This is a genomic window from Arthrobacter sp. 01T425 (assembly GCF_056398725.1).
The window spans coordinates 93,487-117,185 of record NZ_JBFTPY010000010.1; the positions used below are offsets into that span (position 1 = coordinate 93,487).

Consider the following 23,699-nt stretch of genomic DNA (forward strand, 5'->3'; position numbering starts at 1 on the left):
TGGCTGTCACAACCGTCGGTCAATCCTCGAAGGAGAGGCTTCTTTTGGAAGAGCTGCGCATCGAGGCCAATGGCAACCTTGGCCCCATCGATTCATCCCGCGTCCCACGCTACGCCGGGGCTGCCACGTATGCCCGCCTGCCGCGCCTGGACCAGGTGGCCAAGGCAGACGTCACGGTGGTCGGCGTGCCGTTCGACACCGGCGTCTCCTACCGCCCCGGCGCCCGCTTCGGGGCCAACCACATCCGCGAGGCCAGCCGCCTGCTCCGGCCGTACAACCCGGCCTGGGACGTCAGCCCCTTCGAGAACATCCAGGTTGCCGACGCCGGCGACATGGCGGTCAACCCCTTCAACATCAACGACGCCATCGAAACCATCCAGCAGAACGCCCTGGACCTGACGGCGTCCGGCAGCAAGCTCGTCACCCTCGGCGGCGACCACACCATCGCCCTGCCGCTGTTGCGCGCCGCCGCCGAGCGCGCCGGCGGCCCCATTGCCATGCTGCACTTCGACGCGCACCTGGACACCTGGGACACCTACTTCGGCGCCGAGTACACCCACGGCACACCCTTCCGCCGCGCCGTCGAGGAAGGCATCCTGGACACCGAGGCCATCAGCCACATCGGCACCCGCGGTCCGCTCTACGGCAAGAAGGACCTCGACGACGACCACCGCTTCGGCTTCGGCATCGTCACCTCCGCCGACGTCTACTACCAAGGCGTCCTGGAGACGGTCGCCAAGGTCCGGGACCGGATCGGCAACCGCCCGCTCTATATCTCCGTGGACATCGACGTACTTGACCCCGCGCACGCCCCGGGCACCGGCACGCCGGAAGCCGGCGGCATCACGAGCCGCGAGCTGCTGGAAATCATCCGCGGGTTCCGCGGCATGAACCTCGTCGGTGCCGACGTCGTCGAGGTCGCCCCGGCCTACGACCACGCCGAGATCACCGGTGTGGCGGCAAGCCACGTCGCCTACGAACTCGTAACACTGATGGCGGACCGCGCCGTCGAAGGGGACCGCTTCGGCGCCCCGAACGGCTACGCTGCCCAGGCCCTCGGCCAGGACTCCCGCCGACCCGCCGGCTTCAGCTCCTCTGTGGCTTCGCCGGTGGCTTCGCGATGACCGGCGTGCGCAACGGCGGGGACCTCGTCGTCGAAACCCTTGAGGCGCTCGGCGCCAAGACGGTCTTCGGCATCCCGGGCCAGCACGCCCTGGGCCTGTTCGACGCGATGGGCCGCGGGAACCTGCACTTCGTCTCCTCCCGAGTCGAGAACAACTCGGCCTTCGCCGCCGACGGCTACTCCCGCGCCACTGGCGAAGTCGGCGTGCTGTTCCTGTCCACCGGCCCGGGCGCGCTGACGTCCCTGGCCGGGCTGCAGGAGGCCTACGCCACCGGCGTTCCCATGGTGGTCGTGGCCAGCCAGATCCCGCTCGAGGGCCTTGGCGCCCGGCGCAAGGGCATGCTGCACCAGCTCGATGACCAGAAGGCCTCGGCCGCGAACGTCACCAAGTCCCAGCGGCTGATCCAGCACGCCTCCGGCATCCCCTCGGCCATCCAGGATGCCTGGACCGAGGCGATCTCCTCGCCGCAGGGCCCCGTGTGGCTCGAAATCCCGCAGAACGTCCTGCTGGACCCCATCATGGTGCCTCCCGTGGAGGACGCCCTCGCCGAAGCGGCCGACAACCCGCCCCGCGTGGAGCTGGTCCGCGAAGCCGTGAAATGGCTCTCGACGGCGGAACGTCCCGCCATCATCGCCGGCGGCGGCACCCGCCGCGGCCATGCCGAAAAGTCGCTGCTCTCGATTGCGGAGAAGCTGCGGGCGCCGGTCATCTGCACCCCGGGCGGCAACGGCGCGTTCCCGTGGAACCATGAGCTCTCCCTGCAGTCCTGGATCGAGGACCAGTACATGACGGAGGTGCTCGAGGACGCCGACGTGCTGATCGTCATCGGCTCCTCCCTGGGCGAGGTCACCTCCAACTACTTCACCTTTGAACCGCGCGGCCGGATCATCCAGATCGACGCCGAGCCCCGCGTCCTGGAGTCCAACCGCCCGGGACTGGGCATCCGGGCGGACGCCGGCCAGGCCCTGGCCGCCCTCGACGCCGCCCTGACTGAACCGCACGGCGAACGTGCCGACTGGCACGGCACGGCTCCCGAGGTACTCGTCAAGGACACCCTGGCCAAGGTCAAGGCCCGGCTCGAGTCCCAGGACCTCGGCAAGGAACTGAAGTTCATGGCCGACATCCGCGAGGCCGTTCCCGCGGCCATGCAGACGTTCTGGGACATGACCATCTCGGCCTACTGGGGCTGGAGCTGCTGGGATGCCCGCGACGGCCAGTTCCACTCCGCGCAGGGCGCCGGCGGGCTGGGCTTCGGCTTCCCCGCGGCGATCGGCGGCGCCGTCGGGCTCGAAACCACCGGCGCATCCGCCGGCGCACCTGCCGGACACGCCAGAGTGCTGGCCGTCTCCGGCGACGGCTCGGCGATGTACTCCATCTCCGAGCTCGCCACCGCCAAGCAGCACAACGTCCCGGTCACCTGGCTCATTGTGGACGACGGCGGCTACGGCATCCTGCGCGAATACATGGTCGGCGCCTTCGGCAAGGCCACGGCCACTGAGCTCGCCCGCCCCGACTTCGTCAAGCTGGCAGAGTCCTTCGGCGTCCCGGCCGTCCGGGTTGCCCCGGAGGACGTCGGGGACGCCCTGAAGGCGGGCTTCGCCGCGGACGGCCCCAACGTCGTCGTCGTCGAAACCCTGCTCCAGATGTTCGGCCCCACCCACCTGGCCACGTAGGCGCACCAACACCACAGCAGCACCGCTGCGCAGCGCGGACCGGCCGGGTCTGCCCCTCACCGCGAGGGGCAGACCGAAGTAACCATTTTCGTATATAGTTGCCTAGGGCAAACAAAAGAGGGGTGTCCATCATGTCAGTTGAATCCAACGCTGCAGCCAGACTCGTTTACCAGATCTTCGATCTGCAGCGCGCGGTCCGTTGCGTTGCCGCCGCCAGCCTGCGCGGGCAGGACACCGGAGTGGCGCTTCAAGGCGTTCTGCGCTTTGTGGGGGAGGGCGAATCCCGGGCCACGCATCTTGCGGAGCGGCTCGGCGTCAGCGCCCCGGTCCTCAGCCGGCACATCGCCGACCTCGAAGAGCACGGCTATGTGGTCCGCCGGCCGGACCCGGAAGACGGCCGCGCGCAGCTGATCGCCCTGTCTGCCGCCGGCACGGAGAAACTGCGTCTCATCGAGGACCAGCGGACGGCCACCATCCAGGACCTGCTGCAGGACTGGAGCCAGGACGACGTCGAACTGACGGCGCGCACCCTCGAAAAACTTGCTGAGTCCCTCAGGACCTCAGCCCGGGCAACGACGGCCGGACCCACGAATACGACCGAAATTGTTGAGGAGTAGATATATGGCTAGCCACGCCGCCGCCACAGGGCCGTCCCCGGCCCCGTCGGACGTTCCGCAGGGGGCATCCCGCGCATCCCAGACCGCCGCAGAACCTGTGGCGATGACCCACCGCCAGATCATGGAGGCCCTCACCGGGCTGCTGGCGGCGTTCTTCACCGCCATCCTGAGCAGCACGATCGTCGCCAACGCGCTGCCCACCATCATGTCCGAACTCAAGGGCACCCAGACGGACTTCGCCTGGGTGATCACCGCCGCGCTCCTGGCCAACGCGGCAACCACCCCGATCTGGGGCAAGCTCGCGGACCTCTTCAACAAGAAGGTCCTCGTCCAGCTGAGCATCGTGATCTTCGTGGCGGGCTCCGTTATGGCCGGCCTGTCCGAGACCATCCCGCTGCTGCTGACCGCCCGTGTCATCCAGGGCATCGCCATGGGCGGCCTCACCGCCCTGGCCCAGGCCATCATCGGCTCCATGATTCCGCCGCGCGACCGCGGAAAGTACTCCGGCTACATGGGCGGCGTCATGGCCGTGGGCACGGCAGGCGGCCCGCTGCTCGGCGGCTTCATTGTCGACAGCCCGCTGGGGTGGCGCTGGACCTTCTTCGTCTGCGTCCCGCTCGCGGTGGTCGCGCTCATCCTGCTGCAGGTCACGCTCAAGATCCAGCACGTCAAGCGCCCCGCCAAGATCGACTGGCTCGGCTCCATCCTGTTGACCTCCGGCGTCAGCCTGCTGCTCATCTGGGTCTCCTTCGCCGGCAATCCCGACTACTACGACTGGTGGTCGTGGCAGACGGTCGCCATGGTGGGCGGCGGCATCGTGCTCCTTGGCCTGCTCGTGCTGGTGGAATCCAAGGTCGCCCAGCCCATCATCCCGCTCAAGATCATCTCTGAGCGGACCACCGCCCTCGCGATCCTCGCCTCGGTGGCCGTCGGAGTGGGCATGTTTGGCTCCTCGACCTTCCTTGGCCAGTACTTCCAGGTGGCACGCGGCGCCACCCCCACCGAGGCCGGCCTGCTTACGCTGCCCATGATCGCGGGCAACCTCATCGGGTCGGTCGCCTCCGGCATGCTCATCAGCCGCACCGGCAAGTGGAAGCGGTACCTCGTGGCCGGCGCCATCTTGCTGATCGGCGGCCTGGGCCTGGCCGGCAGCATGGACCACACCACTGACCTGTGGCTGACCGGTATCTACACCGCCATCCTCGGCGTCGGCCTGGGCCTGCTGATGCAGAACCTCGTCCTCGCCGTCCAGAACACGGTCCAGGCCAAGGATATCGGCACGGCCAGCGCCTCTGTGGCCTTCTTCCGGTCCGTCGGCGGTGCGATCGGCGTCTCGGTCCTCGGCGCCGTGCTGGGCAACCGGGTCAAGGAGCTCGTCGTGGAGGGGCTGGCTTCGGCCGGCATCCAGGTTCCCGCCGGATCCGCGGGGGCCAGCATGGACCTCAAGGACATGCCGGCACCGATCCGCGATATTATGCGTGCCGCCTACGGCGACGCGATCGCCGAGGTCTTCCTGATCTCCGCAGTCGTCGGACTCGTGGCGCTGGTGGCCATCCTGTTCATCAAGGAACGCCCGCTGCGCCGCACCGTCGACGTCCGGCCGGAACCCGCCGAACTCGCAGGGGACGCCCCGGACGCCGGAATGGCCGCGATGGCCGGTGCCACGGCCCCGGCTCTGGGGAACACGGGTTACACAGGGAACGACGCCGGCGAGGCAGCTTCGCCCGCCGGCGGAACCGGCATCGTTGACCTGGACCGGGAATTCATCGAGGTGCTCAGCCGGGAGCGCGCCGAATCCCGCTTCCCCGATGCCGCCCGCCAGCGGACCCGGACCTTGGTTGCCGAGGACCGGCCCGAAGCCGCCGACGTCGTACCTGTGATGCTCCAGACCCAGCGGCTCCTCGCGGAGCAGCAGCTGCTGCTGGCGGACGCCCTGCGCGCCGTGCACGAGCAGGCCGCCGAGCAGCGTGCGATCGCCGCGGAACAGGCCCGGGTTGCCGAGGAGCTCACGGCCCTGCGCCGGCAGCTCGCCAAGCAGCGCAAGATGCAGCGCGCGGCTGCCGACTACATCGCCACCCATGGGCGGCACCGGACCGAGTAGCGCCGGCTCACAGTACCGGACCGCAGAGGCTCCGCGGCCGCCCGAGCGGCGGCTGCGGGGCCTTCGTGCGGCGAGACGGTTGCGGGGGAGACCACAGCAGCCGCTTAAGTACGCCGTTTGGATGATATTGAGCTCCCGATGTTCCTCCCGGGCGAGGGTTTTCGTAGAGTTGGGTGGCTAAGGCTGTCGGTCCCATGGGCTAGTCTCCAATCAGCCTTCCAATAATCTTCACTATTTAGCTCTCCCATACTTTGCTCTCCCCATAATTTGGTCTCCCTATAATTCAGTCTTCGTAAGGACTCGTGGGCATGCTCGTTACCCTCATGCGGCGCTATTCCAAGCCGTATCTGCCATACATCGCGGCTGTGGTCATCTTCCAGCTGGCCTCGACCATCGCGGCTCTGTACCTCCCCAGCCTCAATGCCCAGATCATCGACGAGGGCGTCTCCCGCGGCGACACGGACTACATCTGGCGCACCGGCGGCGTCATGCTCGGCGTCGCGCTGATCCAGGTGGCCACCGCGATCGCCGGCGTCTACTTCGGCTCGAAGGCGGCGATGGCGTTCGGCCGGGACCTGCGCCGCGGCGTGTTCCGCAAGGTGAGCAGCTTCTCGGCGCGGGACGTGAACCTCTTCGGTGCCCCCACCCTGATCACCCGGGGCACCAACGATGTGCAGCAGGTCCAGATGCTCATGCTCATGGCGCTGAACTTCATGGTGGCCACACCTATCATGTGCATCGGCGGGATCTTCATGGCCCTGCGCGAGGACCTCAACCTGTCCTGGCTCGTCTGGGTGTCCGTGCCCCTGCTCGTGGTCGTGGTGGGCTACCTCGTGGTCCGCCTCATGCCGCTCTTCCGTTCCATGCAGGAGAAGATCGACCGGCTCAACGGTGTCCTCCGCGAGCAGATCATCGGCATCCGCGTGGTCCGGGCCTTCGTGCGCGAACCCCACGAGGCCGAGCGCTTCGGCGCGGCCAACCAGGACCTCACCGACGTCTCGCTGAAGATCGGTTCCCTGTTTGTGCTGATGTTCCCCGCCATCGGCATGATCCTGCACATCTCCACGGCCGCCGTGCTCTGGTTTGGTGGCCAGCGCGTCGATGCCGGCGAGATGCAGGTCGGCTCCCTGACAGCCTTCCTCCAGTACCTCCTGCAGATCCTCATGGCCGTCATGATGGGCACCTTCATGGCCATGATGATTCCCCGCGCCTCGGTCTGCGCCGACCGGATCGGTGAAGTGCTCGACGTCGAACCCTCCATCCACGAATCGCTCACCCCGGTGGCGCCTGCGTCAAAGGCCGGCCGCGTCGAATTCCGCAACGTGACCTTCGCCTACCCCGGCGCCGAGGCTCCCGTGCTCAGCAACATCAGCTTTACGGCCGAGCCCGGACAGACCGTGGCGATCATCGGCTCCACCGGCGCCGGCAAGTCCAGCCTGCTGGCCCTGCTCCCGCGGCTCTACGACGCCGAGTCGGGCGAGGTCCTGCTCGACGGCGTCCCCGTCACCCAGCTGGACCGCGCCGAGATCACGCAGCGCGTGGCCATGGTGCCGCAACGGCCCTACCTGTTCTCCGGAACCATTGAGCACAACCTGCGCTTCGGCAAGCCCGAGGCCACGGACTCTGACCTGTGGGAAGCACTGACGGTCGCCCAGGCCGCGGAGTTCGTGCGCGAAAAGAAGGGTGGCCTCGCAGCGCGGATCGCCCAGGGCGGCACCAACGTCTCCGGCGGCCAGCGGCAGCGGCTGTGCATCGCCCGCGCGCTCGTCACCGAACCCAAGGTCTTCCTGTTCGACGACTCGTTCTCGGCCCTTGACGTCGCCACCGACGCCAGGCTCCGCCGGGCGCTCAAGGCCAAGACGGCCGATGCCACGGTGATCATCGTCGGCCAGCGGGTGTCCACCATCGCCGATGCGGACCAGATCCTCGTGCTGGACAACGGCAGGATCGTGGATCGCGGAACACATGAGGAACTGTTGGAAAGCTCCGGCACCTACCAGGAAATCGTCGAATCCCAGCTGAGCGCGGAGGCAGTGGCATGAGCACCAACGAGAAAGTCTCCACCACGCCGGCCACCGCAGCCGGCCAGGCCGCTGCCGATACGGACGCCACCGACCTGATCGAAGATGACTTCATCGAGGAGGAGTACACGCCCGGCGAGGCCGACGGCGGCATGTTCGGCGCCGTGCCGGCCAAGAAGGCCCAGCACTTCTGGCCCTCGGCCAAACGGCTCATGGGACTGCTGAAACCCGAGCGCGCCGGCATCACCGCCGTGCTCGCCATGGTGACGGTCGCCGTCGTCCTCAACGTCATTGCCCCGAGGATCCTGGGCCAGGCGATGGACGTGATCTTCGCCGGAGTGGTCGGCAAGCAGCTCCCGGCCGGGGCCACCAAAGAACAGTTCATCGAAGGACTGCGCTCCCAGGGCCAGGACAACTTCGCCGACATGCTGGCCAAGATGGACGTCGTGCCGGGCGCCGGCATCGATTTCCAGAAGCTCGCGTTCCTCATCAGCGTGGTGCTGGTGATGTATTTCGTCGCCAACATCTTTCTGTGGCTCCAGGGCTATGTCCTCAACGTGCTGGTCATGCGCGTGGTGCGCACGCTGCGCGATGACACCGAGAAGAAACTCAACAAGCTGCCGCTGAACTACTTCGATACCCGCCAGCGCGGCGACATCCTTTCCCGTGTCACGAACGACGTCGACAACATCCAGCAGGCGCTCCAGCAGGCCTTCGCCCAGCTCGTGAACTCGGCCCTGACGGTCATCGGGATCGTGATCATGATGTTCATCGTGTCCTGGCAGCTGGCCCTGATCGCCCTCGTCGCCCTGCCGCTCTCCGGCGTGGCCGCCGGCATCATCGGCGCCCGCAGCCAGAAACTCTTCGCCGCCCAGTGGAAGAACACCGGTGAGCTCAACGGCCAGATCGAGGAATCGTTCTCCGGCCACGACCTCGTCCGCGTGTTCGGCCGCGACGCCGACATGCTGGCCCGCTTCGACGAGCGCAACGAGGAACTCTACAAGGCCAGCTTCGGAGCCCAGTTCGTCTCCGGCACGATAATGCCGGTCATGCAGTTTGTCTCCTACCTCAGCTATGTCGGGATCGCCGTCGTCGGCGGGCTGCGCGTGGCCTCGGGCAGCATGAGCCTGGGCGACGCCACGGCGTTCATCCAGTACTCGCGCGAATTCACCCAGCCGCTGGGCCAGATGGCCGGCATGGCCAACATGCTGCAGTCCGGTGTCGCCTCCGCCGAGCGGGTTTTTGAATTCCTCGACGCCGACGAACAAGACGCCGAGACCGCCACCGAGCACCTCCCGGCGAAGACCGACGGGCACGTCGAGTTCAAGCACGTGACCTTCAGCTACACGCCGGACAAGCCGCTGATCGAGGACCTGTCCTTCACTGCCGAGCCCGGCCACACGGTGGCGATCGTGGGACCGACCGGGGCGGGCAAGACCACCCTCGTCAACCTCGTGATGCGCTTCTACGAGCTCAACTCCGGCAGCATCACCCTGGACGGTGTGGACATCACCCGGCTGAGCCGTTCGGAGCTGCGCGCCAAGGTCGGTATGGTGCTGCAGGACGCCTGGCTGTTCGGCGGAACCATCTACGAGAACATCCGCTACGGCAAGCTGGACGCCACCGAAGAACAGATCATGGCGGCGGCCAAGGCCACGTTCGTGGACCGCTTCGTCCGGGCGTTGCCGGACGGCTACAACACGGTGATCGACGAAGAGGGCAACAACGTCAGTGCCGGCGAAAAGCAGCTGATCACCATCGCCCGGGCCTTTGTGGCGAACCCGTCGCTGCTGATCCTGGACGAGGCCACGAGTTCCGTGGATACCCGCACCGAAGCCCTGGTCCAGAAGGCCATGGCGGCGCTGCGGACGGAGCGCACCAGTTTCGTCATCGCCCACCGCCTTTCCACCATCCGGGACGCGGACACCATCCTTGTCATGGAGGACGGGCAGATCGTCGAGCAGGGCCGGCACGCCGAACTGCTGGCCCTGCAGGGCGCGTACTACCGGCTGTACATGTCCCAGTTCGCCGGTGAGGACGCAGACTCTGCCGTGGCGGATTCCGCGGAGGACGCGACGGCGGTGCACAGCTGAGCGCCGCAGGCCCCGCCGGGAAGGGCGCAGCCGGCGGGAACGGGCCCGGCAGGGAGAGCGCAGGCACAGCCGCAGGCCCCGCCGGGAAGGGTGGACCCGCTGAGGAGAACACATCCACGGAGCCCTGGCGCCTCGAGGTGGAGGTGCCGATGCGCTGGAGCGATATGGATGCCTACGGGCACATCAACAACGTCCAGATTGTCCGGATCCTCGAAGAAGCACGGATCGCGGCTTTCGGCCCGCCCCGGGGTCCCGGGCTGCCGGGAACCGAACCGCTGGTGCCGCTCTTCAATGAAATTCCGGAAGGGACGCTGGCGCTCGTCGTCGAGCACAAGATCAGGTACGTCAGGACCCTTGAGTACCGGAACGTGCCCGCCGTCGTCCAGTTGTGGATCGGGGCGGTTAAGGGCGCCAGCTTCGACATCCACTACCTGGTGCAGGATCCCGTCACGCGGGAGGACTGTGTCCGGGCCACGAGCCATCTTGCCTTTGTGGACGAGGCAACCGGCCGGGTGTTGCGGCTGACGCCGGAGCAGAAGGACCGGATGGCTCCCCACACCCGCGCCCACCCGGTCCCATAGCCTCTGTTCCGGTTCCCGGCACGGCTCCTAGAATGAACAATCCCGACGCATAAGGAGGCGTGGTCGCCGTGAACATGGGCAAAGACATGCACAAGAACATGCATCACAACCTAGGCAACACCTTGCACCAGAACATCCACAAGCAGCACACCCGCAAGAAGAAGTGGAACGAACTCTCGCCGATGGCACGGTTCGGAACCATCTCCGCTGGCATCGTCCAACTCTCGCTGCTGGTCGCAGCCCAGACGGACATCAGCCGACGCCCGGCTGCGCAGATCCGCGGCAGCAAGGCCATGTGGCGGCTTGCCACGCTGGTGAATTTCATCGGTCCGGCCACGTATTTCACCTTCGGCGTGAAGCGTCGGCCCGGCGCGAAATCGGGTCTGCTGCCCGCCCGTCCATAATCTACTGGCCGGTAGTTTAGGGGCGGCGTTAAATGGGCGCGTTCAGTTTAAGCCTGTAAATTGAACGTATGACCCCAACCAAGAAGCCTGCCCTGCACCGCGCCCTCGGTATCTCCAAGGAGATTGAAGACGCGGCGTGGTTTGTGCTTGGCCCGGGGTTGCTTGGCAAGGCGTCCCCCCTGGACGGCCGCACCAAAACGTGGTCCGTCCAGGCTGCCGCAGAGTTGCTGGAACGCCTCGAACGGGGCGTTCCGGATCCCAAGGCGCCGATGATGACTAACCTGCGCCAGAACCTGGAAGACGCAACCCGCGGGGCGAAGCAACTGGCCGTGGAGCTACTCTTCCTCCAGTCCCTGCCGCTTGCCCACGAGGTCAAGTCGCTGAAGGTCAAGCGGGCCCGCGTCGCCGAGGCGGCATCCTGGCTGGAGCCTGCGCTGGAGCTCCCCGACGAGCTCTACGCGGGCATGACGGACCACGGCGTGATCCGGGACCGCACCGCGGAATTCAACTGGACCATCTGGGACCACCTGAAATGGCTCTGCCGCTTCGTGCAGCATGTCGCACAGCGGCCGGCCCACGTCGTCCAGGCCGCGGTCAAGGATCCGCTGGCCTTCCACCGGCTGGTCGCCGGCACCCCGGATGACCAGCCGGCCATCCGCCGCAGCATTGAGTTCCTGGTCTGGCCCAGCTATTTCGAACCCGTGGTGGCCGATGTCGAACGGCAGGAGATCCGTGACGCTTTCGCTTCCCTCGTGGGCGGGGCCAAGGGGGACAGCGACGAGGACATTTCGGCGGACATCCACCGGATCCGCCTGCACCTGGACCAGCAGGCCGGGCAGCGGATCGACTGGTACTCACGCCAGCTGGTGAGTCAGTGGCGGAAGGTCGGCGACCCCGGCCGCCGCGCCTGGCTCCTGCGCACCCACCACGACAACGCCGAGCTGCTGGGGGAGTGGCGGGACGAGGAAGCGGTGACGCTCGACGTCGAACACCTCCGCCTGCTGGACCCCGGCGTCTCCGCGGGGCTGGTCCAGAATGCCGTTGACGAGGACTACAAGCACCTCGGCTACGTGGAGCGTGAGGACACCAAGACCGCAGTATTCGCCTTCCTGACCGTCATGAAGCCGGGTGACCTTGCGCTCCACCAGAGCTCGGGCAAGGTCCGGATCGGCGTGGTCCTCGGCGAACCGGAGCATGCCAAAGACAACCGCCAGCTCCGCCGCAAGGTCCGCTGGTTCGATGAGGAACACGACGCCACCGGCCTGCCCCGCCACGTGCAGCGCCAGCTGACCACCTCCGGCAACATCGTGGACATCACCCGCGTGATCCAGGCGCTCGAGGCGCTGCTGCCGGCTGAAGCGGAAGCCGAGGACGGCGACGGCGCCGCGCCGGATGCCGCCGTCGAACCGGCCTGTGACGGGTTCCGGCCGCTGACGCCGGAGTTCGCCGCGTCCCTGCACATGGACCTGGAGCCGCTGCAGGAAATCGCCGAACTCCTCGAGGAGAACCGGCAGCTGGTGCTCTACGGTCCGCCGGGAACCGGCAAGACGTACCTCGCCAAACACCTCGCCGCCGAGCTCGCCGGCGACACCACGGACGAGCGGGTCAAGCTGGTCCAGTTCCACCCGTCGTACGCCTATGAGGATTTCTTCGAGGGCTTCCGCCCGGACAAGACGGACGAGGGACAGGTGTCCTTCAAGCTCGTGGCAGGACCTCTGCGCCGGCTCGCCGAGGAAGCGGCCAAGCCCGGGAACGAGAGCAAACCGTACTTCCTGATCATCGACGAGATGAACCGGGCCAACCTGGCAAAGGTGTTCGGCGAGCTGTACTTCCTGCTCGAATACCGTGACGACCGGATTTACCTTCAGTACAGCCCCAACGAGCCGTTCACCCTGCCGGACAATCTTTACATCATCGGCACCATGAACACCGCGGACCGCTCCATCGCGATGATGGACGCGGCCATCCGGCGGCGCTTCTCCTTCATCGAGCTGCACCCGAAGACGGAACCGGTGAAGGGCTCGCTGCTGCGCTTCCTCCAAGCCCGTGACCTGGACACGACCCCGGCCCTGCTGCTTGACGCTTTAAACGACGCGATCGACGAGTGGGACCGCGACCTCATGATCGGTCCCTCGTACTTCATGAAGAAGTCCGCGCAGACGCCTAAGGGCCTGCGCAGAATTTGGAAATACGAGCTCATGCCGCTGCTGGAGGAGCACTATCACGGGCAACTCAACCGCGCCCAGCTCGAGGAACGGTTCGGACTGGAACAACTCCTGGGCCGCCTGGCGCATGCCTAGGCTGGCCGGAGACGCCATAGCGCTGGACCGCAGTTCGTCGGACCGCAAGGCCTCGGACCACCGGGGTTCATCCGGAGCCGGTCCGGCCGGGCGCGGTTCATCCGGACGCGGCGGGGCGGAGGCCTGCCGGCACATTGTCCTCGACGAACTCTCCGTCGGCGTCGTGGAGCGGCTTGATCCGGACACTGCCGCCTACGTCAACGCCAGCGGCCTGGCGAAGGCCTCGCCGATGGGCATGGGCCTGTACCGGGTCGAACCGGTGGGGACCGTCGGCTCGGTGCGCACTCCCGCCGTTCAGCTGGAGGTGCGACCGAAAGGTCGGCTCGGTCTGAGCCGTTTGCTGTTCCTGCTCGGCTACGCGGGGGACCAGGGGTTCCGGGACGACTCTGTCGCCGCGGTGGAGCATGCCGACCTTTGGAGCGCCCTGGCCGAATCCCTGGCGCAGCTCGCTGACCGGGCGCTGAGCCGCGGCGTGCTGCAGGGGTATCTCATGGTGGAAGAATCCCTCCGGACCGTCAAGGGCCGGATCCGGATGTCGGACCAGATTTCCCGCCGGCCCGGCATGCTGGTTCCGCTGGAAGTCTCCTACGACGAGTTCACCGAGGACATCGCGGAGAACCGGATTCTGCGCGCCGCACTGGAACGGATGTCCCAGGTGCCGCGGGTTCGGCCGGAAGTCCTGAGCCGCCTGCGCCAGCTCAAGGGACAGCTCGACGCCGTGACGCGCCTTCAATCCGGCGCGCCGCTGCCGCAGTGGCGGCCCAGCCGGATGAACACCCGCTACCACGCCGCTCTTCGGCTCGCCGAACTGATCCTGCGGAACGCGTCGGCGGAGGCCGGCGACGGCAAGCAGCAGTCGGCGTCGTTCGTGGTGGACATGGCAAAGGTGTTCGAGGACTTCGTGGGAACAGCCCTGCGCGAAGCCATGGCCGCCTACCCCGGAGAAATGCGGTTGCGCTACAACGCCCTGCTGAACGAGGCCGTCCGCGACTCGGACCGCATTGTGGTGCAGCCCGGTGCCGTCCACTTCCTCGGCGGCCGGCCCGTGATGGTGTACGACGCCAAGTACAAGGCCGCGGCCGACGTCGGCGCGTCCCTTTCGGGCGACCATTACCGGATGCTGGCCTACTGCACATCCTTGCGGGTGCCGACGGCGTGGATCGTTTACCCGGGAGCCGGGGAAATCAAGCTGCGCCGAATTCTCAATACCGACATCGACATTGTTGAGTTCCCGCTGGATCTGTCGCTACCGCCGTCGGAAATCCTGGCCGCCGTGGCAGATCTTGCCCAGCAGTCGTGGGGCGAAGTGCTCCGGCAGGCCAGTATCGACAGGTCCGCCGGCTAGGCGGATTCCTGCTGGTCGGCCACTGTCCGCAAATGTTCCAGGAGCGCCTTTTCCGGCTGGCCCGGGTTGTTGGCGACGTGCCACTGGAGTTTCTCCCGTACGTCAGCTTCTTCCGGGTTGGTGCCAGCCAGAACCTCATCAATGATCGAGGCCGCCTGCCGGCGCAGCGGCTCCAGATCCGGGTTCGCTCCGCGGAGCGGGCGGGGCCGGAAGCTGTGGAGCCTCGTGTGGCCGAGGCGACGGAACGGCAGAACTGTGGGGTCTGAATCTGTGGGGCTGGAATCTGTGGGACTGGAATCTGTTGGCGCAGCAGCCGTTTCGGGCTGGTCATTGGACATCAGCAAGTGCGGCATCGTGCGCTCTCCCGTGTTTGCAGTACGCGTTGGTACTGACCGAATAATGCCTATCGCCCCCGGAGTCGAATATTAGCTGAGGTCGTTCAGCCTGCACCGGAGGTGGGCCGCGCGACACGCGGGGCGTTGCTGCTCAGCGAAGATCCTCAGGAGGGCTCGTCCCGGGCCGGGCCGGGCTGTGCAGGAAAGGACTGTGGAGGGGAGGGCCCTGGAGGAAGGCATCGAGGCGGAGCTCCAACGCCGATCGGTCCTTCAGTTCGCACTCCCACACGGTGAGGACTTCCCAGCCATCGAGTTCGAGCTGAAGCCGCTGGGCGGCGTCGCGGTTCCGGGTGCGCGTGCGCTTGGTTTCCCAGAACTCGGCGTTTGCCTGGGGTGCGTGCTGGCCCACCCGGCAGTCGTGGAAATGCCAGAAGCAGCCGTTGACGAAGATGACTTTACGGCGGCCGGCGAAGACGAGATCGGGGTTGCCCGGAAGTTTGCCGCCGCCCGCGGTGCCGTGCAGGCGGTAGCGGTATCCCTTCGCGTGCAGCAGCCTGCGGACCAGCATTTCCGGCTTGGTGTTCTTGCCCCGGATCCTGGACATATTCCAGCTGCGCCGCTCCGGAGTCAGCTTGTCCGCCATTGTTTAAGTCTAGGCGGGCGCCAAGTCTTGGCGCCGGGCAGCAGCCTCGGGGCGCGGGTCTGAAGCGGACCGGGGGCGGCGGGCCGGGGAACGGCGGGCCGGCAGCCGCCGTCGGGCGTTAGATTTCGCGCTCCGGGTGTTCGCCGAACTGGAAGTGGCGTCCGCTGAGCGACGTCGGCGTAATTTCGACGTAGAAGTCCTTCAACGTTGGAACCCACGGTTTCAGCCCGAGGGCCTCGGCGTCGGCGATATCCGCCGATTGGTCGAGCACGCGCGCAGTGCCGCGCAGGACTACTGACCATGCTTCGTCGGACAGGATTCCGTCGGTTTCGAAGAGTACCTTCGAGTTGATGGTGAGCTCGGCCAGTTTGTTTCCCGGGGCGGTGCGGAGGAACAGTTTCCGGCCGCTGGCCGCGTAGTTCACCGGGAAAATGTCGGGTTCTCCGGCCACGGTGACCACGAGCCTGCCGTGCTTTGTGCCCTCAATCAATGTCCAGGCTTGGTCGTCGTCAAGTGTAAGGATCGGATTGCCGTCTTCGTGTTCGAACATCATGGGTTCATTGTTCTGAATCAGGCCGTCGCTGGCTAGGGGCTAAAGGACTGGCAAGGGACTGCCGGGGTGTTCTGCCGGTCCGAGGGGCGGGCACATGCTGCCTGTGGATAATTTTGACCGGCAAAATGTGATCTCGGTTACCCTTAAGCCACAAATTGGCTTCAATCGTCTTGATTTTCTATCGGGGGAGTAGCTGACCATGACCTCTCGCACTTCGCTTTCCGGTCCCTGGCGAGCCTGTGCGGTCGCTTGGGTGTCGATCTCCCTGATGTCGGCCACAGCGTGCAGCGAGGGTGGAACGCCGCCTCCCGGATCTCCACCGGCTGCTTCGCAGAGTCCCTCAGGGCCGGCCACCCCGATCGCAACTCCGACACCTACTGCCAGCTACAAGCCCGCCGACGCGACCGGCAAGGCGCAGAACGTGCCTGTACCCGAGTTGCCGGAAGCTGCGAAGGCGGAGACGAAGGAAGGCGCGATGGCCTTCGCCAGCTATTGGTTCAGCCTTCTCAGTTACGGGTATGAATCAGGCGAGTTGAAGACTCTAGAGACTGTGACCTCATCGGCATGTGAAGCATGCGAAAAGGCCAAAAGTGTTATTCAAGCATGGCATTCGGAAGGGCGCTGGCTCGTGGGAGGAAAAATATTAACTCCTTCCATAAGTACAGAATTCACCAAGAGCGCTGAGGCCACGTACCAAGTTGTGGTTCAGGCCCACCAGACGCCACTGACGTATGTGCGGGCCGACGGCTCTATCGCTCGCCGTGATCCGCAACCTGATGACACCGGAAATTTGCTGTTTGTAGCCTTCAAGAACGGCGCCTGGAGCCTCGTCGATGTCGGCAGAATCGTGGCGTGAGAAATGCGAATATCCAGAATGTCGCGAATCGCGCAAATGCTGTTGGTCGTGTCGGCTATGGTCGCAGCTTTGGGGGTCAACGCGGCGCGTGCCGATGATCCAGACATCTTCGGAGATTGGCATCCAGACAGTGTCAACGTCAACGGATGGGCGTGGGACAGTTCTTTGAAAACGTTTGTTCGCAATAAACCCGGGTCTGTATCTGCCGACCCCTTCCAGTACAAATACGAGCTCCAGTGCCATTTGGGCGGAGGCGACTTTGACGCCGGCTGTCTCGCCGCCGCGGTGGACTGTTCGAACGGCCCAGACGGAAAGGCCGGCATTCCCGTTATCTGGCTGAAAGCGCCGGCTGGCGTACCCAACCCGACATGGTCATTTCACTCCGGCCCGACGTGCCTCTTCGATCCCCGGCCGGCGGATTTGCTGCCCAGAATTGCCGCAATGATCCAGAGGGAGTTCCAGCGGCTTCCGATAACTGCGGGACTGTCTACGGCCCAACCCAGCCCCAACACGCTCCGGGGCGCCGAGACCAATTTCTTCGCCAGCGCAGCAGATCAGCAGTTCGACATCACAATCCTGGCCCAGGCCGTCCACGTCACCGCTAAGCCGGTCCAGTACTCCTGGAGCTATGGCGACGGCACCTCTCTCGGCCCGCAAGCGGTGGCCGGCGGACCGCTTCCACAGGATCGCTGGGGCGAGAAGACCCTGACGAGTCACGTGTACACCCAGACCGGCGACTTCCCGGTGGTTTTGACGACGCATTTCCAGGGAACCTACTCCGTCAATGGCGGACCGCCGCTGCCCATCCCCGGCCAAGGGCAATTCAGCTCGCCGCCACAGACCGTCAGTGTCTGGCGGACTATCACCAGGAACTACGCAGACACGTGTCTGCAGAATCCCCGAGGCCAAGGCTGCCCGGGGGTCGCCCCGCCGCCGCCCTAGTCCGTGGCTAGGCTCGCAATTCCCGGTCCACCCGTTCCATCCGGGCATTCACGAGCTGGCAACGCGGGTCGTCCGGCCCCATAAAAGCAGCCACGGCAGCCGCAGTCGCCGTATCGAAGGACCCCATGTCGCTCGTGCACCACTGCAGCATCAGCCGGGCATCACCGCTTGACCGGACGGAAGCTCCCACGGCCGTGTTGAGCTCGTCGCGCATGAACCCGATCGCCAGATTGACCGAACGGGTGAGCAGTTTTGAAGGGTACGCCGCGAACGCCTCGGCAACCCGACCGTCCCGCAGATGACCGGCCACGTCGGAAACGTCGGTCACGACGTTGAGGGTTGAAGAGAATCGGTAGGGGTTCGCTTCCAGGACATCGCCCAGAATGGCGCGGATCCGGTGCATCTCGGTCCGGATCGCCGCACCGGTGCCCGCATCGCCATGGATCTCGTACGCCAATTCTTCGGCACTCCAGCCCTGATCACGCGAGGCCAGCAGGGCCAGGATCTCGGCGCGGCGCACAGTCAGCGGACGGCTGATGCCGCCGTCGACCGCCGCGGATGGCGCGTCCCCCAGGAGCCGCAGCACGAGCTGGGGTCGGGCGCCGCCGTCGCGCAGTGCCCGCTCGCCACCCGGGGACCGCTGCCCCGAGCGCCCGACGCCGCCGTCGGGAAACGGGGCCGACTTCAGCAGCTCCTCTGCGAGCCGCACTCCGCAACGCACCAGCCGCAGGCTGTCCGGCGTGACCGATTCGAACGGGCCAGAGACGTCCAGGACGCCGACGATGTCGCCGGTCAAAGGGTCGCGAATGGGGGATGCGGTGCAAGCCCAGTCATGGTGGGTCCGCACGAGGTGCTCGGCCGAGAAAAGTTGCGCCGGCGCACCCGTCACCAAGGCCTCGCTGATGGCGTTCGTGCCCACCCCTGATTCGGACCAGTCGGCGCCCTCCACGAACTCCAGCGAGTCCGCGAGCCGCAAGGCCTGCTTGCTGCCGACGCGCCACAGCACTTCGCCCTCGTGGTCGGTGACGATCAGCAGATGGCGTCCGGTCACGGTCTCATCGGCTAGAAGCTGTGACAGCGCCGGCATCACCGCAGCCAACCGATGGCCGGCGCTGAGGGATCGCGCCTCGGAGACTTCATGCCGGTGCAGGGGCCGGTGCTGGTCCGGATTGATGCCCAGAGCCAGGGAGCGCTGCCAGGACTTGATAAGCGACGGCGAGAGGTGCGGATCCGGAGTGCCAGAAATCGTGGTCTCGTGCGCCGCCCGGAGAATTCGGGCGTACTCCGCCGGTGCAGAAAACCTGAGGTCCGAGGGATGCGTGATGGGGCCGTTGCCCTGCCGCATGCTCATTCCCTCAACTCGCCCTCGAATCGTCGCACCCGGCTGGGTCCCTGCCGCCGTCGGCCAACCTGCGCGCCCGCCGACAGCTTGAGAGCTCCGTGTAACCCGATTGTAACCCCCTGCGACTTTTACTTGTGATGCGGGTCACTGCGTGGTCTATGCGCCACGCAACGGGAGCGGCCCCCTGTCAGCAATGGAAAGAGGAAACATGCCTGAGACACCAAACGGCGTCGTCGGGGCGTGGCTGGCGCAGTTCGATGAGGCACTGCGCAGCCACAACACGGACGCCGCACTGGAACTTTTTGACGACGACGCGTACTGGCGCGATTTCGTCTCCTTCACCTGGAACCTCAAGACGCTGGAGGGCAAAGAGGACATCCGGCGCATGCTCGAGGCGACCCTGGGCGACGTGCAGCCCAGCAACTGGACCCTAGCCGAGGACGCCACCGGGGACGCCGCCAATGCCGAGGCCTGGGTGAACTTCGAGACCGCCCAGGCCCGGGGCTACGCCCATCTGCGCCTCCGGAACGGCAAATGCTGGACCCTGCTCACCACCATGCAGGAACTGAAGGGCTTTGAGGAAAAGAAGGGCCCCAACCGGGACAAGGGGGTGGCCCACGAGATCACCAAAGGACGCAAATCCTGGCTGGAACTGAAGGAGGAGCAGGAGGCGAGGCTCGGCTACGAAGACCAGCCCTACACCGTCATCATCGGCGGCGGCCAGGGCGGGATCGGGCTGGGCGCGCGGCTGCGGAGGCTCGGAGTGCCCACCATCATCATCGAAAAGAATGAGCGCGCGGGTGACTCTTGGCGGAACCGCTACAAGTCCCTCCACCTGCACGATCCGGTCTGGTACGACCACCTGCCCTACATGAAGTTCCCCGACGACTGGCCGGTTTTCGCGGCCAAGGACAAGATCGGCGACTGGCTGGAAAACTACACACGGATCATGGAACTGAACTACTGGTCCAAGACCGAGTGCACCAACGCCCGCTTCGACGAAACGTCCCAGGAGTGGGTGGTGGAGGTGATGCGCGACGGCGAACCGGTCACCCTGCGCCCGAAGCAACTCGTCTTCGCCCTGGGTGTGTCGGGGTACCCCAGTGTCCCCACGTTCGACGGCGCCGAGTCCTTCCTGGGGGAGCAGTACCACTCGTCCAAGCACCCGGGCGGTGGCGACTGGACCGGCAAGAAAGCCGTGGTCATCGGCTCCAACAATTCGGCCCACGATATCTGCGCCGACCTTTGGGAACACGGCGCGGACGTCACCATGGTCCAGCGGTCCTCGACGCATATTGCCCGCAGTGAATCCCTCATGGACCTCGCTCTCGGTGGGCTGTACTCCGAAGAGGCACTGGCCAACGGCGTCACCACGGAGAAAGCCGACCTGCTGTTTGCCTCCTTGCCGTACCGGATTCTGCCCGAAGCCCAGATCCCGGTTTATGCGGAGATGGCCCGCCGGGACGCGGAGTTCTACTCCCTGCTCGAGGCTGCCGGCTTTGACCTGGACTTCGGCGTTGACGGCTCCGGCTTGTTCCTGAAGTACCTGAGGCGCGGCTCCGGCTACTACATCGACGTCGGCGCCTCGCAGCTGATCATCGACGGCCGGGTCAAGCTGGCCAATGGCCAGGTCAGCAAGATCACCGGCAACTCCGTCGTGATGGCCAACGGAACGGAGCTGGATGCCGACGTCATTATTTACGCCACCGGGTATGGGTCGATGAACGGCTGGCTGACGGATCTGGTCTCGCCCGACGTGGCAGACGCCGTCGGCAAGTGCTGGGGGTTCGGATCGGATACGCCCAAGGATCCGGGGCCGTGGGAGGGGGAACTGCGCAACATGTGGAAGCCCACCAACGTGGAGAACCTGTGGATCCACGGCGGCAATCTGCACCAGAGCCGGCACTATTCGAACTATCTTGCCCTGCAGCTCAAGGCCAGGATGGAAGGACTGCCGACGCCGGTCTTCGAGCTGCAGCCCACGCATCACGCGCGCTAACCGCACGCGCCGACTCACGGGGTCGTGACAATCTCAGGCACGGCCACCAGACTGGGGCTACGGCCCCGCTGTGAAAATCCAACTTTTATTCCGTGGATGCGCCTGACCGGGCGCATCCACGGTCCTGGACTGCGAAGGTGAAACACCATGAAAGCAGCACGATTCCACGCCCGCGAGGATCTCCGGATCGAAGACATTCAAGAGCCGGAGCTGCGACCGGGAACGGTGAAGATCGCCGTGGCCTGGTGCGGTATCTGCGGCACGGACCTCCATGAATTCCTGGAAGGACCCATTTTCACCCCGCCGCCCGGCCACCCCCACGGGCTCACCCACGAGGCCGCCCCGGTCACCCTCGGCCACGAGTTCTCCGGCACCGTCGAGGAACTGGGGGAAGGCGTCAGCGGTCTGGCCGTTGGAGACAACGTCGTCGTGGAGCCGTACTACGTCTGCAATGAATGCGGTCCCTGCCTCAGCGGCCACTACAACCTGTGCACCAAGTTGGGCTTCATCGGCCTGGCGGGCGGCGGTGGCGGCTTGAGCGAGAAGATCGTCGTCGACACCCGGTGGGTGCACCCTGTCGGCGACATCCCCCTGGACGAGGCCGCACTGATCGAACCCCTTGCGGTGGCGTATCACGCCGTCGGCCGGAGCGGCGTCAAAGCCGGGGACGTCGCCGTCGTCGGGGGTGCCGGACCCATCGGCCTGCTGACCGCCGCGGTCCTCAAAGGCATCGGCGTCACCACGATCGTTACCGAGCTGTCGGCCGCCCGCAAAGACAAGGCGACTTCGTCCGGGGTCGCGGATCACGTGCTCGATCCGAGTGCCGAGGACGTCAAGGCGCGCGTGCTGGAACTGACCAACGGTACGGGGGCCGATGCGGCGTTTGAATGTGCCGGTGTGAATGCGGTGCTGGACACCATGCTCGACGTCGTGAGGCCCGCCGGCGTCGTCGTCAACGTCTCGATCTGGGGGCACCCGGCCACGGTCGACATGCAGAAAGTGGTGCTGAAGGAAATTGACCTGCGCGGCACCATCGCCTACTGCGGCGACCACGAAGCCGCGATCAAGCTCGTCCAGGAAGGAAAAGTGGACCTGAAACCCTTCATCACGGGGCGGATCGCCTTGGACGACTTGGTGGACAAGGGGTTTGACACGCTGATCAACCACAACGACACCGCGGTGAAGATCATCGTCCACCCGTAGTGATCCGAGTCTCACGCGGGAATAGTTGCAGACGCCTCGCAGTTGCCGCCAATGAACCAACCCCTTGCGAAAGGAACTGCGCATGCTGTTTTCCCCGATGACCCTCGGCGAGCTGGAACTACCCAACCGGCTCGTCATGGCGCCGCTTACCCGCGTCCGCTCCGGCAAAGAAGGAATCCCCGGCCCGTTGGTGGTCGAACACTACCGTCAGCGCGCCTCACTCGGCCTGATCGTCAGTGAAGGCACATACCCCAGCCACACAGGCCGCGGCTTCCCGGGCCAGCCCGGCCTCGTGACCGACGAGCAGCTCGCGGGCTGGGCCAACGTCACAGCCGCCGTGCACGCCGAGGGCGGCCGCATTTTCGCCCAGGTCATGCACGCCGGCCGCGTCACTCACCAGGACACTACCGGTGGCTACGAAGTAGTCGCACCCAGCGCCATTGCCATCGACGGCGAGACCCGCACGTACGAGGGCAAGCAGGCGTTCCCCGTCCCGCGCGCCCTGACCACAGAGGAACTGCCGGGCATTGTCGACGAATTCGTGACGGCATCCCGCAAGGCGGTTGAGGCAGGATTCGACGGCGTCGAACTTCACTCGGCCAACGGTTACCTGCTGCACGAGTTCCTCACTCCGGCCGCCAACCAGCGCGACGACGTCTACGGCGGCTCTCCGGAGAACCGGGCTCGTTTCGTGATTGAAGTTACCCAGGCAGTGGTGGACGCCGTCGGCGCGGACCGTGTTGGCATCCGCATCTCGCCGGAGCACAATGTCCAGGGTGCCCTCGAACTCGATGCGGCTGACGTCCGGGCCACCTACGCCCACCTCGTGGACGCGCTGGCTCCGCTGAAGCTGGCCTACCTCAGCATCCTGCACAAGGACCCCACCAGCGAGCTTGTCCAGGACCTGCGCGCACGGTTCAACGGGACATTCCTGATCAACACGGGCTTCGGCATCGTCACCACGCGCGACGAAGCCAAGGCGCTGGTCGCGGACGGCCACGCTGACGCCGTCGTCGTCGGACGCCCCGCCATCGCCAACCCGGACCTGGTCCGCCGCTGGCGCGAAGGCCTGCCGGTCAACGAGGCTAATCCGGCCACGTTCTACACCGACGGCGCCGAGGGCTACACCGACTACCCGGCCTACCAGAACTAGGGCCAACTGCGGGCGCGGTGACTCCGGCGGCGCCGCACGCGCCGCGTAGGACACGCTCGGTTGGACATGCTCAGCCGCAGCCACGATCAGTGGGCAGAATGCCATTCTGCCCACTGATCGCATTTAACAATGAGCATGTCCCTCGCGGGCAGGTCCGAGACTGAATGCGCGAGTCACAGGGCCGCACCCGCTGCCGGACATGTGCCGCGATGATCTGCACGAGAGAGCATGTTCCACGCGGCGCATCATGGCCATGGGACATGCCCAGCGGCAGCCACGACCAGTGAGCAGAATGCCATTCTGCCCACTGGTCCCGCTTGACAATGAGCATGTCCCTAGTTGGTTGGGCCCAAGGCTGGACATATCCCTCGCTGGCGTGTGCGGGTGGGCATGTCCCATCCTGCACATCGGGGC

The 23,699-nt window shown here is 66.0% G+C and carries 19 protein-coding genes; 15 read left to right on the top strand and 4 right to left on the bottom strand.

Annotated elements, in window-relative coordinates:
• Positions 1 to 44: 44 nt before the first annotated feature.
• The 10 genes from speB (at position 45) to AC1DNG_RS12560 (ending at position 14,259) form a co-directional block, all read left to right on the top strand.
• Positions 45 to 1,124, top strand: coding sequence for an agmatinase (gene speB / locus AC1DNG_RS12515; RefSeq protein WP_476887463.1), 1,080 nt, complete (start codon positions 45 to 47; stop codon positions 1,122 to 1,124).
• Positions 1,121 to 2,797, top strand: a complete 1,677-nt coding sequence (locus tag AC1DNG_RS12520) for a thiamine pyrophosphate-binding protein (RefSeq protein WP_476851379.1) — start codon at positions 1,121 to 1,123, stop codon at positions 2,795 to 2,797. Before speB ends, AC1DNG_RS12520 begins: the two co-directional genes overlap by 4 nt.
• Before the next feature lie 131 nt (positions 2,798 to 2,928).
• Positions 2,929 to 3,414, top strand: a complete 486-nt coding sequence (locus AC1DNG_RS12525; protein WP_476859696.1) for a MarR family winged helix-turn-helix transcriptional regulator — start codon at positions 2,929 to 2,931, stop codon at positions 3,412 to 3,414.
• 103 nt (positions 3,415 to 3,517) lie between these two features.
• Positions 3,518 to 5,515, top strand: a complete 1,998-nt coding sequence (locus AC1DNG_RS12530; protein ID WP_476887547.1) for an MDR family MFS transporter — start codon at positions 3,518 to 3,520, stop codon at positions 5,513 to 5,515.
• 308 nt (positions 5,516 to 5,823) lie between these two features.
• Positions 5,824 to 7,557 carry an ABC transporter ATP-binding protein gene (locus AC1DNG_RS12535; protein WP_476887464.1) on the top strand — a complete coding sequence of 578 codons (1,734 nt, stop codon included), beginning with the start codon at positions 5,824 to 5,826 and terminating at the stop codon, positions 7,555 to 7,557.
• Positions 7,554 to 9,629: an ABC transporter ATP-binding protein gene (locus AC1DNG_RS12540; protein ID WP_476887465.1), complete on the top strand. Its 2,076-nt coding sequence runs from the start codon at positions 7,554 to 7,556 to the stop codon at positions 9,627 to 9,629. The genes AC1DNG_RS12535 and AC1DNG_RS12540 overlap by 4 nt, the downstream gene beginning before the upstream one ends.
• Positions 9,630 to 9,778: 149 nt before the next feature.
• Positions 9,779 to 10,210, top strand: a complete 432-nt coding sequence (locus tag AC1DNG_RS12545) for an acyl-CoA thioesterase (protein WP_476857118.1) — start codon at positions 9,779 to 9,781, stop codon at positions 10,208 to 10,210.
• Positions 10,211 to 10,269: 59 nt separating this feature from the next.
• Positions 10,270 to 10,614: a hypothetical protein gene (locus AC1DNG_RS12550; protein WP_308288878.1), complete on the top strand. Its 345-nt coding sequence runs from the start codon at positions 10,270 to 10,272 to the stop codon at positions 10,612 to 10,614.
• A 68-nt stretch (positions 10,615 to 10,682) separates the two neighbouring features.
• Positions 10,683 to 12,914 (top strand): McrB family protein, encoded by a 2,232-nt coding sequence (locus tag AC1DNG_RS12555; RefSeq protein WP_476887466.1) that lies wholly within the window; start codon positions 10,683 to 10,685, stop codon positions 12,912 to 12,914.
• On the top strand, positions 12,907 to 14,259 hold the full coding sequence (locus AC1DNG_RS12560) for a 5-methylcytosine restriction system specificity protein McrC (protein ID WP_476887467.1): 1,353 nt from the start codon (positions 12,907 to 12,909) through the stop codon (positions 14,257 to 14,259). Before AC1DNG_RS12555 ends, AC1DNG_RS12560 begins: the two co-directional genes overlap by 8 nt.
• Here AC1DNG_RS12560 and AC1DNG_RS12565 read toward each other — a convergent pair.
• The 3 genes from AC1DNG_RS12565 to AC1DNG_RS12575 all read right to left on the bottom strand — a co-directional run bounded on the left by AC1DNG_RS12565 (position 14,256) and on the right by AC1DNG_RS12575 (position 15,790).
• Positions 14,256 to 14,612, bottom strand: a complete 357-nt coding sequence (locus AC1DNG_RS12565; RefSeq protein ID WP_476887468.1) for a hypothetical protein — start codon at positions 14,610 to 14,612, stop codon at positions 14,256 to 14,258. The genes AC1DNG_RS12560 and AC1DNG_RS12565 overlap by 4 nt on opposite strands.
• Positions 14,613 to 14,745: 133 nt before the next feature.
• Positions 14,746 to 15,237, bottom strand: a complete 492-nt coding sequence (locus AC1DNG_RS12570; protein ID WP_476872089.1) for a very short patch repair endonuclease — start codon at positions 15,235 to 15,237, stop codon at positions 14,746 to 14,748.
• A 118-nt stretch (positions 15,238 to 15,355) separates the two neighbouring features.
• Positions 15,356 to 15,790 carry a pyridoxamine 5'-phosphate oxidase family protein gene (locus AC1DNG_RS12575; RefSeq protein ID WP_223915503.1) on the bottom strand — a complete coding sequence of 145 codons (435 nt, stop codon included), beginning with the start codon at positions 15,788 to 15,790 and terminating at the stop codon, positions 15,356 to 15,358.
• A gap of 268 nt (positions 15,791 to 16,058) precedes the next feature.
• On the opposite strand from AC1DNG_RS12575, the gene AC1DNG_RS12580 reads away from it, so the two are divergent.
• Positions 16,059 to 16,646 (top strand): DUF6318 family protein, encoded by a 588-nt coding sequence (locus AC1DNG_RS12580; RefSeq protein ID WP_476887548.1) that lies wholly within the window; start codon positions 16,059 to 16,061, stop codon positions 16,644 to 16,646.
• A gap of 18 nt (positions 16,647 to 16,664) precedes the next feature.
• The gene (locus tag AC1DNG_RS12585) at positions 16,665 to 17,588 is read left to right on the top strand and encodes a hypothetical protein (RefSeq protein ID WP_476887469.1); all 924 of its coding nucleotides are present in this window, start codon (positions 16,665 to 16,667) and stop codon (positions 17,586 to 17,588) included.
• A 7-nt stretch (positions 17,589 to 17,595) separates the two neighbouring features.
• On the opposite strand, the gene AC1DNG_RS12590 is transcribed toward AC1DNG_RS12585, so the two are convergent.
• Positions 17,596 to 18,933: a helix-turn-helix domain-containing protein gene (locus tag AC1DNG_RS12590; protein WP_476887549.1), complete on the bottom strand. Its 1,338-nt coding sequence runs from the start codon at positions 18,931 to 18,933 to the stop codon at positions 17,596 to 17,598.
• Positions 18,934 to 19,138: 205 nt separating this feature from the next.
• Between AC1DNG_RS12590 and AC1DNG_RS12595 the strand changes: the two genes are divergently transcribed.
• The 3 genes from AC1DNG_RS12595 (at position 19,139) to AC1DNG_RS12605 (ending at position 23,285) form a co-directional block, all read left to right on the top strand.
• A complete protein-coding gene (locus tag AC1DNG_RS12595; RefSeq protein ID WP_476887470.1) occupies positions 19,139 to 20,929 on the top strand; it encodes an NAD(P)-binding domain-containing protein in 1,791 nt (596 codons plus the stop codon).
• A 147-nt stretch (positions 20,930 to 21,076) separates the two neighbouring features.
• Complete coding sequence (locus AC1DNG_RS12600; protein ID WP_476859704.1) at positions 21,077 to 22,132, top strand: 2,3-butanediol dehydrogenase; 1,056 nt, start codon at positions 21,077 to 21,079, stop codon at positions 22,130 to 22,132.
• A gap of 82 nt (positions 22,133 to 22,214) precedes the next feature.
• Positions 22,215 to 23,285, top strand: coding sequence for an alkene reductase (locus AC1DNG_RS12605; protein WP_230008495.1), 1,071 nt, complete (start codon positions 22,215 to 22,217; stop codon positions 23,283 to 23,285).
• Positions 23,286 to 23,699: the final 414 nt, after the last annotated feature.

Excerpts from the sequence above, each read along its gene's own strand:
- AC1DNG_RS12520 (WP_476851379.1), top strand. The coding sequence starts at position 1,121 with ATGACCGGCGTGCGCAACGGCGGGGACCTCGTCGTCGAAACCCTTGAG.
- AC1DNG_RS12525 (WP_476859696.1), top strand. The coding sequence starts at position 2,929 with ATGTCAGTTGAATCCAACGCTGCAGCCAGACTCGTTTACCAGATCTTC.
- AC1DNG_RS12530 (WP_476887547.1), top strand. The coding sequence starts at position 3,518 with ATGACCCACCGCCAGATCATGGAGGCCCTCACCGGGCTGCTGGCGGCG.
- AC1DNG_RS12535 (WP_476887464.1), top strand. The coding sequence starts at position 5,824 with ATGCTCGTTACCCTCATGCGGCGCTATTCCAAGCCGTATCTGCCATAC.
- AC1DNG_RS12540 (WP_476887465.1), top strand. The coding sequence starts at position 7,554 with ATGAGCACCAACGAGAAAGTCTCCACCACGCCGGCCACCGCAGCCGGC.
- AC1DNG_RS12545 (WP_476857118.1), top strand. The coding sequence starts at position 9,779 with ATGCGCTGGAGCGATATGGATGCCTACGGGCACATCAACAACGTCCAG.
- AC1DNG_RS12555 (WP_476887466.1), top strand. The coding sequence starts at position 10,683 with ATGACCCCAACCAAGAAGCCTGCCCTGCACCGCGCCCTCGGTATCTCC.
- AC1DNG_RS12560 (WP_476887467.1), top strand. The coding sequence starts at position 12,907 with ATGCCTAGGCTGGCCGGAGACGCCATAGCGCTGGACCGCAGTTCGTCG.
- AC1DNG_RS12565 (WP_476887468.1), bottom strand. The coding sequence starts at position 14,612 with ATGCCGCACTTGCTGATGTCCAATGACCAGCCCGAAACGGCTGCTGCG.
- AC1DNG_RS12570 (WP_476872089.1), bottom strand. The coding sequence starts at position 15,237 with ATGGCGGACAAGCTGACTCCGGAGCGGCGCAGCTGGAATATGTCCAGG.
- AC1DNG_RS12575 (WP_223915503.1), bottom strand. The coding sequence starts at position 15,790 with ATGATGTTCGAACACGAAGACGGCAATCCGATCCTTACACTTGACGAC.
- AC1DNG_RS12580 (WP_476887548.1), top strand. The coding sequence starts at position 16,059 with ATGTCGGCCACAGCGTGCAGCGAGGGTGGAACGCCGCCTCCCGGATCT.
- AC1DNG_RS12585 (WP_476887469.1), top strand. The coding sequence starts at position 16,665 with ATGTCGCGAATCGCGCAAATGCTGTTGGTCGTGTCGGCTATGGTCGCA.
- AC1DNG_RS12590 (WP_476887549.1), bottom strand. The coding sequence starts at position 18,933 with ATGCGGCAGGGCAACGGCCCCATCACGCATCCCTCGGACCTCAGGTTT.
- AC1DNG_RS12595 (WP_476887470.1), top strand. The coding sequence starts at position 19,139 with ATGCCTGAGACACCAAACGGCGTCGTCGGGGCGTGGCTGGCGCAGTTC.
- AC1DNG_RS12600 (WP_476859704.1), top strand. The coding sequence starts at position 21,077 with ATGAAAGCAGCACGATTCCACGCCCGCGAGGATCTCCGGATCGAAGAC.
- AC1DNG_RS12605 (WP_230008495.1), top strand. The coding sequence starts at position 22,215 with ATGCTGTTTTCCCCGATGACCCTCGGCGAGCTGGAACTACCCAACCGG.